The 12,449-nt window shown below is 38.9% G+C and carries 10 protein-coding genes; 1 reads left to right on the top strand and 9 read right to left on the bottom strand.

The window, feature by feature from the left end; translation table 11 throughout:
- Positions 1 to 4 precede the first annotated feature (4 nt).
- Positions 5 to 2,377, top strand: coding sequence for a ribonucleoside triphosphate reductase (locus tag LI241_RS10050; RefSeq protein WP_008689225.1), 2,373 nt, complete (start codon positions 5 to 7; stop codon positions 2,375 to 2,377).
- A 225-nt stretch (positions 2,378 to 2,602) separates the two neighbouring features.
- Here the strand turns inward: LI241_RS10050 and LI241_RS10045 are convergent, their stop codons facing one another.
- The 9 genes from LI241_RS10045 to rbr all read right to left on the bottom strand — a co-directional run bounded on the left by LI241_RS10045 (position 2,603) and on the right by rbr (position 12,052).
- On the bottom strand, positions 2,603 to 3,259 hold the full coding sequence (locus tag LI241_RS10045) for a Crp/Fnr family transcriptional regulator (protein WP_008689226.1): 657 nt from the start codon (positions 3,257 to 3,259) through the stop codon (positions 2,603 to 2,605).
- 28 nt (positions 3,260 to 3,287) lie between these two features.
- Complete coding sequence (locus tag LI241_RS10040) at positions 3,288 to 5,099, bottom strand: aryl-sulfate sulfotransferase (RefSeq protein WP_008689228.1); 1,812 nt, start codon at positions 5,097 to 5,099, stop codon at positions 3,288 to 3,290.
- A 69-nt stretch (positions 5,100 to 5,168) separates the two neighbouring features.
- On the bottom strand, positions 5,169 to 6,344 hold the full coding sequence (locus tag LI241_RS10035; protein WP_008689230.1) for an NAD(P)/FAD-dependent oxidoreductase: 1,176 nt from the start codon (positions 6,342 to 6,344) through the stop codon (positions 5,169 to 5,171).
- The gene (locus LI241_RS10030) at positions 6,341 to 7,804 is read right to left on the bottom strand and encodes a membrane protein (protein WP_008689232.1); all 1,464 of its coding nucleotides are present in this window, start codon (positions 7,802 to 7,804) and stop codon (positions 6,341 to 6,343) included. The genes LI241_RS10035 and LI241_RS10030 overlap by 4 nt, the downstream gene beginning before the upstream one ends.
- Positions 7,805 to 7,904: 100 nt before the next feature.
- Complete coding sequence (gene yunB / locus LI241_RS10025) at positions 7,905 to 8,585, bottom strand: sporulation protein YunB (RefSeq protein WP_017144610.1); 681 nt, start codon at positions 8,583 to 8,585, stop codon at positions 7,905 to 7,907.
- Positions 8,557 to 8,874: a hypothetical protein gene (locus LI241_RS10020; protein WP_008689236.1), complete on the bottom strand. Its 318-nt coding sequence runs from the start codon at positions 8,872 to 8,874 to the stop codon at positions 8,557 to 8,559. Before LI241_RS10020 ends, yunB begins: the two co-directional genes overlap by 29 nt.
- 185 nt (positions 8,875 to 9,059) lie before the next feature.
- The gene (locus LI241_RS10015; RefSeq protein WP_008689238.1) at positions 9,060 to 9,737 is read right to left on the bottom strand and encodes a TrkA family potassium uptake protein; all 678 of its coding nucleotides are present in this window, start codon (positions 9,735 to 9,737) and stop codon (positions 9,060 to 9,062) included.
- A gap of 15 nt (positions 9,738 to 9,752) precedes the next feature.
- On the bottom strand, positions 9,753 to 11,150 hold the full coding sequence (locus tag LI241_RS10010; protein WP_008689240.1) for a TrkH family potassium uptake protein: 1,398 nt from the start codon (positions 11,148 to 11,150) through the stop codon (positions 9,753 to 9,755).
- Between the two features lie 365 nt (positions 11,151 to 11,515).
- On the bottom strand, positions 11,516 to 12,052 hold the full coding sequence (gene rbr / locus LI241_RS10005) for a rubrerythrin (protein WP_008689243.1): 537 nt from the start codon (positions 12,050 to 12,052) through the stop codon (positions 11,516 to 11,518).
- Positions 12,053 to 12,449: the final 397 nt, after the last annotated feature.

Raw genomic sequence — 12,449 nt, 5'->3', positions numbered from 1 at the left:
AATTATGTACAAAGTAATTAAAAGAGATGGAAAGGTTACCGATTTCGATATCGCCAAGATTACCATAGCCATCACCCAGGCATTTGAATCTGTCCAGCGCCAATATCATCCAAGTGTTATTGATATGTTGGCATTGCGCGTCACCAGTGATTTTGAGCCAAAAATCAAAGAGGAACGCATTCATGTCGAAGACATTCAGGACAGTGTAGAGGATGTATTGATTCAGGCAGATTATGCCGATGTCGCAAAATCTTATATCCTGTATCGTAAACAGCGTGAAAAGATCCGTAATATGCGTTCGACGATCTTAGATTATAAAGACTTAGTTGACAGCTATGTAAAAGCAACCGATTGGCGTGTTAAAGAAAATTCGACGGTCACCTATTCCGTAGGCGGTTTGATCTTAAATAACAGTGGTGCCATTACTGCTAACTATTGGCTTTCTGAAATCTACGATGATGAAATTGCTAATGCTCACAAGAATGGTGATCTGCACATCCATGATTTAAGCATGTTAACCGGTTATTGTGCCGGTTGGTCATTAAAACAATTGATTCAGGAAGGTCTTGGCGGTGTGGTTGGCAAGATTACCTCAAAACCGGCTTCTCATTTAGCAACGCTTTGTAACCAGATGGTAAACTTTTTAGGCATCATGCAAAATGAATGGGCAGGTGCACAAGCCTTTTCTTCCTTTGATACGTATTTAGCGCCATTTGTAAAAGTTGATAACCTTGATTATGATCAGGTAAAGAAGTGTGTGGAATCCTTCATTTATGGTGTTAATACCCCTAGCCGTTGGGGCACACAGGCACCTTTCTCTAATGTCACCTTAGACTGGACCGTTCCAAATGATCTGGCTGAAATGAACTGTATCATAGGCGGCAAAGAGGTAGACTTTAAATATAAGGATTGTAAAAAAGAGATGGACATGATCAATAAAGCCTTTATTGAAGTCATGCTGGAAGGTGATGCAAACGGACGTGGTTTCCAGTATCCAATCCCAACCTATTCTATCACCTCTGATTTTGATTGGTCAGATACCGAAAACAATCGTTTATTATTTGAAATGACAGCGAAGTATGGTACTCCTTATTTCTCTAATTATGTAAATAGTGATATGGAACCAAGCGATGTACGTAGCATGTGCTGCCGTCTGCGTCTGGATCTGCGTGAATTACGAAGAAAATCTGGTGGATTCTTCGGTAGTGGAGAGAGCACAGGTTCTGTTGGTGTTGTAACGATCAACCTACCTAGAATCGCCTATTTAGCTAAGAACAAAGAAGAATTCTATAATCGCTTAGATCATTTAATGGATATCAGCGCACGTTCTTTGAAAACAAAACGTACGGTTATAACCAAATTATTAGATGAAGGTCTGTATCCTTATACAAAACGTTATTTAGGCACTTTTGAGAACCATTTCTCAACCATTGGTTTGATTGGTATGAATGAGGTCGGCTTAAATGCCAACTGGCTGCGAAAAGATCTGACCCATAAAGAAACACAGGAATTCGCAAAAGAAGTTTTAAATCATATGCGTGAACGTCTGGTGATCTATCAGGAAGAATATGGTGATCTATACAACTTGGAAGCAACACCTGCTGAATCAACGACCTATCGTCTTGCAAAACATGATAAAGCACATTATCCAGATATCATTACCGCAACAGAAGAAGGCAATAGCCCTTACTATACCAATAGTTCACACTTGCCGGTAGGCTTTACGGAAGATATCTTTGATGCTTTGGATGTACAGGATGAATTGCAAACATTATATACATCAGGAACAGTATTTCATGCCTTCTTAGGCGAGAAACTTCCAGATTGGAAAGCAGCTGCATCTTTGGTACGCACCATTGCCGCAAACTACAAACTGCCATATTATACTTTATCCCCTACGTATTCCATCTGTCCAAACCATGGCTACATCACCGGTGAACAATACACTTGCCCTCACTGTGGTGCTAAGACCGAAGTATGGAGCCGTATCACAGGGTACTATCGACCAATCCAGAACTGGAATGAAGGTAAATCCCAGGAATATAAAGAACGTAAGGAATATGATATCGGCCACAGCGTCTTAAAAGGAAGAGATGTGTTCGCCCCTCACAAAGATGAGGAAGTGAAAAAACCAGAGGTACAATCTAAAAAAGTCATGCTCTTTACCACAAAGACATGTCCAAATTGCAAGATTGCTACCACATGGTTAGAGCAAGCAGGCATTCCTTATGAAAAAATTGATGCTGAAGAGAATCAGAAGCTGACAAAACAATATAAGGTCATGTTAGCTCCAACCTTGATTGTTGCCGATGAGCAGGACTATCAGGCATATGCCAATGCCAGCAATATCCGTAAGTTTATCGATGCTCAAAAATAAAAACACTATCCTTGTAAAGAGCTTTGCTCATCATAAATAAAAAGAAAAAAGAAGGTTGCAACTATTGTATAATTGAACAATAGCTAGTAATCTTCTTTTTCAATACCATCCCTTTACACATAAACATTTCATAATAGGAAAACATCTTTACCATATAAAAAGAACCAATCGTTTCTTTTTATGCTTTTTCATTATCGTTTATCCTACATGCATATCCTCTTATGGCTATAGTAAATCTTCCAATGCTTTTTGATTTAATAACACCAGATTATGTCCATCAATGCGAAAATATCCTAAAGCTTCCATACGCTTGATTTCTTGGTTCAGAGAAGAACGTGAAACGCGCAAGGTATTTGCCCACATCGTTTGTGACTTTGGCAAAGGAATGTGTTCATTTTGCGAAAGATTATTCATGCCAATCAGCCAATACGCGACACGCTCTTGAATTGTCTGATAATTCAAGCAATTTAGCAACATCTGATTCTTTAATCCACGTTTTGAGATATAGAGCATAAAGGAATACATCATTTCGGAATCATCCTGTAACATACGCTCAAAAACAGAAGTCGCTATCCATGCAACTTCTGTTTTCTTAACCGCTGCCAATGTATACGTATATACTTTTTTACCAGTGAAGTAGAGAAATTCGGGAAACACATCACAATCTTCAAAGTAAGCACTACACAATTCACAGCCATTTACGGTATACAGATTTGCCTTTAAGATACCATCCACCACAATCCCAAATTCTTCAATCGGTGTTCCTGTTGGATGAATGATTTCTGCTGTTTTATAACACTGATAACGAAAGGCCTTCCCATATACGGGATGATGTAAACAGCGATATGCGAAAGGTGTCTGTTGCGATATACGGTTTTCCAAGGAAGTCTACCTCCTGCCTCATGTAGTTTTATGCAAATGCCTGATCTAAGAAATCACAGACATCATCGTAATCCCGTTCTCCATTAAAGCGTTGTACTTCTTTTCCATGACGATAGATTGCCACAACAGGAATACCCTGTACATGACATGCATCCACAATGTCCTTATTTTCATCCACATTGACATAGCGGATATGGAAACTACTGTTAAATTCATCCTGCAAAGCTTCCTCTAATACCGGATGTAACGCTTTACAATGAACACAACGTTCAGCACCAAACAAGACAAGCACTGGTTTATCATTTACCTTTAATACTTTTTCATTCCAATCCGCAAAGCTGTTTACCGGTTCAAATAAATCCGTATCTACGCTAAATACTTTTTCACGCTTGCTCATGTCTTCTTCATCATCGGTCGCAACACAAAGAGCTACATCCTGATAATAAGGTAAAGTTCCCTCTACATCAATAATCTTCTTAGCACCAAAGACACCGGCATTTGGTACACGATAGGTAATATTATCAATTTTAGGAATCACAACTTCCTGTGGTGTCGGTTCTTGTGGTACATAGCTATATGGATAACGATATGCACGATAGATCATATTATTCTTTGGTCCGGTTTCATTATGTGTATAATATGGTGAAATCCATTCCCAAACAATCTCATGCTCTGCCGTTACTTCTATTATACGACCATCGCTGCCTTCTGTCACTAGGGTATTTCCATTTGGCAAACGCTGGGCACTGGATACATAAGGACTGTAAAATTTACTAGCATCGGTAGGAATGGCATGACCGAGTTCTTTTGGTGTCAATTTCCAAACAACTTCCAATGTGATTGGATTGAATTCTAATACACGGCTATAATCGCGCAGCGCATTTTTCGTTCCGTTTTTAGAGCCTGGATTAGGAACGCCATAGCCGCCCCAACCACCATTGTCAAATACTAACAAGTTGCCTTCACCAGGAAGTCCTTTGGGAATCATGTGGAAGTGATGTTGTCCAATAATCCAACCTAATTTTTTCAATTCCGGTGTTGCGTTGAAATCAGGACCGATGCGCCAAACAATCTTACCACTTTCCTTATCTAAGATTGCTAAAATGTTAGCTTCACGGCAATCAAAGATGATATTGTTTGGTTTAAAGCGCTGATCTCCTTGATCGTACCATTTATTAGGTCCAAGATAACTCATGCAATTCACATGCAAATAATCACCGACACCGCCATCAGATGAACGCATATTCGGATCTCTGGAAAGGATATTTAAGGCTGCTTCATCAAAGCCTAATTCATCAAAGTGATCGGTAATTGACCATTTCCATAAGATATTACCTTCCCAATCGACTTCGATCATACAGTCATCCAATAGCTTTTTATCTGAGATTTTAGGATTATGCACTGTTTGATGTACGAGAATCAGTGTATTCCCTTCTAATGGTTTGGCATCCATGCCTGGCACATAATAGCCGACAGGATTTCCTTCTCTTTGATAATCGTGATGTTGACGTGCCATCCAGCGATGATCTCTGCCCGGGTCATTGATTTCTTCAAATTTATCAAATTCCCATACGATATTTCCATCATAATCAATCTCAATCAGGTTAACACCATCCTGCATACCATAGTCTGGATGACGGTAACCGGAAAGGCCAATCACATAACCTCCTGGTAATAATTTTGGTGGCATGGCATGCATATTCCAACGACGGATTTCATTTCCATTCATATCAAACAACAAGACACCATCATTGATCAACGGTACGATCGTATACCCACTCCAACATTTTTTTGGATCATAAACAGTAACTCCATGAGGGAAAACACTTGGCTGTCCCATAACTCATTCCTCCATTCTTTCTTTTATTCATCAGCATTCTTCGCTGTATGAGCCATTTTTCTATTTTCTTTATAAAGATTCTTCGATGCGTTCTACTTGGCCGTTTTCATAATAAGCGGCTGCTGGTACATTGTGCATTTGCAAGCGTTCATACAATAAGCTTTGGCGTGTGATATCCTGACGTATGACATGATAAGTTTCACCAAGCTTTTCTTCCATCTTCGTAAGAACATCAATTTGAGCACTATCATATGGATTGTAGAACAGAAAGGCTACTTTACCACTGTCTGGTGTTAGGATTGCATCAATCTGTTTCTTTTCTTTCACATAGCGCTCACTGGCCGTTGCCGCAATCGCACCATCGGCGGCCGAAGTTACAACCTGTCGTAAGAAAGTTTGGGTACAATCCCCAATTGCATAAATACCAGGTACATTGGTTTCTTTCTTTTCATTTACCTTGATATACCCTTTCTTATCACAGGCAACCAAGTCCTTTACAAATTCCGTTTGCGGTACCATACCGACAAAGAAGAAAATACCATCGGCTTTTACTTCCTTACTTTCATTGGTGACAACATTCTTGATGACTAAACTTTCTACTTCCTCTTTCCCCTTAATTTCTTGTAAGGTAGAATTCCAAACGAAGTGAATCTTTGGATTATGGAAGGCGATTTCTGCTGCGACTTCATTACAATCAAGATGTCCTTCTTCATGTAAGACGATAATGGTAACTTTACTTGCAAAGTTTGTCAGATAATCGGCTTCTTCAATTGCCTGATCTCCGGCACCCAACACATAAATTTCTTTGCCTTTAAAGAATTCTGCATCACAGGTTGCACAATAGGCAACACCATGTCCGGCAAATTCAACTTCACCGGGAATACCTAAGATTCTTGGTTTTGTGCCGGTATCTAATAACACGCACTGTGCTAAGAAATCTCCACGACGTTTGGTATGGATCACAAAGCTTCCATCCGCTGCTTTTTCAACGCCGGTAACCGTTGTACGTTTGAATTCATTTGTTGCATAGCTGCGTGCATGTTCCTTGAATTTTTCCATCAATCCGGCACCACTATCAGAAATTGTGCCCGGATAGTTACGAATCTCTCTGGTGTCATTGATTCTTCCACCATAGCTGCCTTTTTCAATCAGCAATGTCTTGCGCTGTGCGCGGCCTGCATAGATAGCAGCTGCTAATCCGGCAGGGCCGCCACCGATAATGACAACATCATACATTTCACTCATCTTTCACCACTCCTTTGCATATGCAAGCTATGTTTCACTTTTTCTCTATGTCTGCCCAGACCAAGTACGACCCAGGCGATACAGACAAGTGTTAACAACAAACAGTAATATGACGATATAAAGATTTGCCATGGTGTAACATTCGGCAGCATTGGATTTTTCGCTGTCATTTCCGCAACGACCGTTACGGCACCCATGACAAAGGCGGAATTGATTGGGACAATGGCAGTCACATTGGTTGCCATCGCAGTTAAGAGTATGCTTCTTCGACTGGCAGGAATCTCGGCCTTTTGACCGACCGTATCTGCCACATCTTTAAACATGATGATTGAAGGTAAGACGCAGCCTGCCAGTAAGACATTTACCACACCTACACCGATTGCGATAATGCCTTCTGCTCCTGCCGGCTTTTGAATCATCTTACGACTTAGCAAAAAGTCACAACATTTCTGCATCATGCCGCCTTCAACTGCTATCTGAATCAAACCATATAGCAAAATGGTAGATAGGATGATATCCGTTACGTTGGTAATACCATCGAAGAATACCCCATGCAGCTGTTGGGTCGTCGTATCAATGAAGAAGATATCCGACATTTGAAAAATGCCGGTTGCTAAACCAATGACGATACCGGTAAGGATACCGCCACTCACTCCCATGAATAAATCACTTGTCTTAAAACAAATTAGCAATAAGACAACGATGGGCAGCAGCATCCATAAGCCTGAATGATTAGAAAGCTTGCTTAATTCTGCTACATGCTCTACCGCACTTGTATCACTGCCTAAGAAATAAAAGAGAATCATGGAAACAATACCGGCGAAAAGGATATAAGGCAAACGTTCTTTCATCGTTTCGATTAAATCCGCACTCTTTTGGGTATGGGCATCGTGTTGCGAAGCAATGGTCGTATGGATGACCTGCGAACTTGGGGATAAAGCATCGCCAAAGAAGATGCCACTCATCATTGCCCCCAATAGAACAGCAGGATGAGCCCCTAGCATAATACCGGCTGGATAAAAGATCGGTACTACCGCTAATAACGCCGCAATCGGTGCACCTGCGCCCATTGAAATAATGCTGCAGCCAAGGAAACAAAAGACCACAAAGGCACCACCATGCAAATCTAAATGCAAACTGGCCCAGATAAAACCACCGCCGATGCCTCCTGTCACTAGCACCTTAGAAAAGATACCAATAACCATAAAAATCAGAATGAGCCGAGCATTTCCATACTGTGCTAATCCTCGTACGATGGCATTCCAATATTCCTTTTTCTTACGGCAAAACAAATAACCAATAAAGATGGAAACGATGGCCGCAAAGATCAGCACTTTCATAGAATAATACTGAAATCCTATCATGATAGCTCCTCCTAAAATCACATAAAGGAGAATAGGAATCATCGCAAATTCTTGACGACCGTAGAAGGTTAGGGATTTTGTCTGTTCGGCATTCATAATCGCACCAGCTCTCTTTTAACCAGTTCTATGATAACACTCTTATTTTTATAAAACATGTTGGATATCCAACACTTTTTTACATTTTGTGAATAAAATATCAATTATTTGTAAGCGCATACGGTGTAATTTCCGGTATGTCTCCATTTACCACTTGAATGACGATGGGAAGTTCCATTTTCGTCTTATATTCACTCACACTTAAAAACGTGATGACTTGCGCATCCACATGAATGACAAGAGAAATCTTAATCATCGTATTATTGATACCATAAGGCTTTGCCTCTGTTTTGATTTCTCCGGTGACATCGTTGAGCATCTTCATACGTATCTTAACCTTCGGTCCTTTATCATAAAACAAATAAGTTTTCGTAAAATAACCGATCGGTACTTCATATAAGATTCCATCTTCATAAAAGACCTCTTTCGTTGTCGGGTCTTTTTTTCCATCCTGCGCTGCCAATAATGATTCATCAATTGTATTTAAAGCGGAGTACAATAGCGCATTTAGTTTTGCCGAATCATACTCTACACTTGTAATCTGATTTGCGCTATTACGTTCCACGCGCAATAGATCTTCACTTTTATATTCCATATCACTTAATACCTCTTTCACGATATTATTGATAGCAAAACCGGTATGCTGCTTGGCAATCGCCTGTAGCTGAGGTTCAAAGGTATGGTGAAAAGCTGTTATCATTTGAAAAATGATCAATAGAAGAACGATAAAAAGAAGTAAAAGTTTCCCTTTTTTATATCGTTTGATCCTTACCTTCTTCACAAAGAATCACCGCATCTTTCGCTTTCATGCCGATGGTAACGCCTTTTTCCTTCGCTATGTGATTCATGGACATAATCTCACTATCTAAAATGCCGGCAAAGCCAAAGGTATAGCGACATAAAAGTACGGCTACCGGACGATTTAAACGTTCAAAATAGTCCATGGAGAAATTATCCTGTGCTAAGATCGTATGTGTAGAAATGATAAAATGAATCGGATATTGAGGCAGATTGATATAAATACCTGCGAAATGATACTGTCCTACCGTAATACTTTTGACTTCAACCATATACGCATTCCTCCTGTTGTATAGTATATGAAAAAACAAATAAATCTTGTCAGTGAGATAAAGGTAAACAAGTAACACGAGGACAATCGTATTTTGATCAGGCCTTTTTTAATTGCGAAAAAGGATATAAAAAAACACCGTCACATGAGACGATGTTAGGTTTCCATAACGTTCTTGATAAAACTTTATAATTCATCTAAGAAATCAAAACGATCTAACGTATTGCAATCAGAAATCACAACCAAATGATCCTGTGCTTCTATGCGATACTCGGCATCCGGACATACATTCAAATGTTCTTCTAAATAGCCACGTATTCCTACGACGTTAATACCATACTTACGACGCAGATCTAATTCAATCAATGATTTTCCTACCCATTGTTTCGGTGTCGGTATTTCCACAATACTATATTCACTGTCTAAATCAACAATATCAATGATATTTTTTCCTAAGACACTTTTCGCAACCTGTTCGCCCATTTCTTTTTCCGGACGGACCACTTTATTAGCTCCCAATTCAAGAAATATTTGCATATAACGTTTATTTTTCGCCTTGGCAACAATATAAGGAATACCTAATTCTTTTAGATTGATGATTCCCATAACACTTTCTTCCAAATGATTCCCCATACTGACAATTGCCACATCACAATCCTGAATACCGGCAGCTCGCAGCTGATCGATATCTGTGATATCACACTGCATGGCCTGTGTGACAATATCGGCCATACGATTCACACATTTAATATCGCTGTCTACTGCGATAACATCGCAATTATAACGACTTAATGTTTTGGCAACGGTTGAGCCGAAAATACCAAGTCCTAAAACGGCATATTGTCTGTCTGTATATTTTTTCATAGTTTTTTTCTCCTTTTAACCAACAATGATATTTCCATTAGGATAGGAAACCTTTGTACTTTTATCAAGGCCAGGTTTTGGTCTGGTAAGTGACAAGATCAGTGTCGAAATACCAATTCTTCCCACATACATCAATAAAATGATGATCAGTTTTCCACCTACTCCTAAAGTAGCCGTAATGCCTAAAGATGAACCAACGGTCGCCATAGCGCTCACCGCTTCAAAAGCGAGTGAGATAAAAGGTTTTCCTTCCACAATATTTAATAAGAAGATACCTGTTAACAGCGTTACCAGATTAATAAAGAAAATACCCATCGCACGTATAACAATACTGTTGCCAATCGTTCTGCGTAAGACAACCGTCTTTTCACGACCCTTTAAGGCACTTAACATATAAATAACGATAACAGCAATCGTCGTCGTTTTAATACCACCGGCGGTACCTCCGGGAGAACCACCAATGAACATGACGACCATCATCAAAAGATCGGTTGCAGGTCGTAAACCACCATAATGAATCGTTGTAAAACCGGCTGTACGCAATGCGATGGATTCAAACATCGCTGTCATTGTCTTTTCAAAGATATTGAAATCACCAAGCGTATGAGGATTAGTAAATTCTAACAGTAAAATAAGCAATCCCGGCACTAAGATCAGCGTCAGACTGACCGAAATAACAATTTTCGTATGCAATGATAAAGAGTGTTTAAACTTTTCAAAGCTAATTTGTCTTTTTACTAAAGGCTTGATCTTATCACGGATATCAAACCATACGGCAAAACCAATACCGCCAAGTACGATAAGTCCCATAATGGTGAAACACATGAGCGGATCATGGACATACTGTTGCAAACTAACTGATCCTAAGGTGTCAAAACCGGCATTACAGAAAGCCGAAACAGAAAGAAACACGGCTTTAAAACCGCCATCGAGTAAACCAAAACGTGGAATCATGCGAAAGGCAATCAAGATCGCCCCCACAGATTCAAAAAACAAGGTATAATATAAAATATCTTGCAGGAATTTTTTCATATTGACCACATGATCCTGATTCAGCATTTCCCGCATGACGATTTTTTCATTCATGGATAAACGATTGCGAATAATCAAGACGAAAACAGCCATAAAGGTCATCAATCCCAAACCACCGATCTGAATCAAAAGCAGAATAACGATTTGTCCAAATGTATTAAACGTATCCGCAACGGTCACCGTGGAAAGTCCTGTAACACAAGTTGCACTGGTTGCGGTGAATAATGCATCCAGCGGATGAAAAAAGCTTCCATTTTTTGTCGATATCGGCAACGTCAACAATAACGCCCCGCAAAGAATGACCAATAAAAAACTTGCGGCAATCTTTTGCGCAGGAGACATTTTTTTAAAGTTGAGCAGCGAATGTATGAAGTTCGTCATAGCTTGTTCTGACACCTTTTCCCTTCGTTAAATATCTATCTTAGAAATTAGCTTGAATTTCTTATGTTCTTGCTTAAGATGTATCATATTCATTTTACACATTTCCACATTTTTTACAACACTTGCATAAACAATTTTTATAAGAAATCGTTTATGGTTTAAGGAAATGTGCTTAAAAACTTCTCTTAAACATATAGAAAGTACTGTTCCTTATCCTACACTACCTTATATATATTTAAAAAAATTGCTACTATGATTTTAGCACACTCTGTTTCATAACAGGAGTTTTTTCTAAATATTGCCAAAAACAGGGAAACACCAGATAGAAAAAAGAGGATACCGCCTGGATATCCTCGATAAATTTCCTAATAGTTCTCGTTACGTACCTCAAAATAAGAGCGTGGATGATTACAAACCGGGCATACTTCTGGTGCTGTTTTACCAGTATGCAAATGACCGCAGTTTAAGCATTCCCAAACCGTTTCTTCACTCTTTTCAAAAACGGTACCATCTTCGATGTTATTCAATAATGCCGTATAACGTTGTTCATGTGTTTTTTCAATTGCCAAAACACCTTCCATTGTATCTGCGATATCATCGAAACCTTCTTCACGAGCTTCTTTTGCCATACGAGCATACATATCTGTCCACTCATAGTTTTCACCGGCAGCGGCATCTTTCAGATTCGTCACAGTATCAGGCATACCATCATGCAATAATTTAAACCATAATTTCGCATGTTCTTTTTCATTGTTTGCCGTCTGTTCAAAAATATTGGCAATCTGTACATAGCCGTCTTTCTTAGCCTTAGAAGCATAATACGTATATTTGTTTCGTGCCATGGATTCTCCGGCAAATGCTTCATTCAGGTTTTTTTCCGTCTTTGTTCCTTTTAAGTTCATTGGTAGATCCTCCTTTTCTTGATGATGGATACAACCATGTATATGAAAACACCTTCACACTTATACCTTTGGTTTCGCATCATCAGTTTCTATTCTTATTGTACTCTGTTTTTTTTGATTTTTCATCTTTTTTATGAAATTTTTTAACTATTTGTTATATTTCTTCCTTCCTCTGCAACGATATTTCTAGCATTTCTATAGCATTTCGCGATACTTAAAAAAAAGGCTATACAGTTTATTTTAGAAAATCTTCTTAATATCCCCTTTTATCTTATTTTTTTCATATAATCAGCGATTATTTTTTGAATAGGAACCATTATTTTAGAAAATTAATGAGAATTTTCTTAATTTTTTTGAATCTACTATACATATTTAAAAAAATAAAGTAAAATCAATA

Origin of the sequence: Longicatena sp. 210702-DFI.1.196 (assembly GCF_020563125.1) — a bacterium.
Taxonomy (GTDB): Bacteria; Bacillota_I; Bacilli_A; order Erysipelotrichales; family Erysipelotrichaceae; genus Longicatena; species Longicatena caecimuris.
The sequence above is the reverse complement of the archived record's forward strand: the minus strand, read 5'-3'. Positions and strand labels throughout refer to the sequence as shown.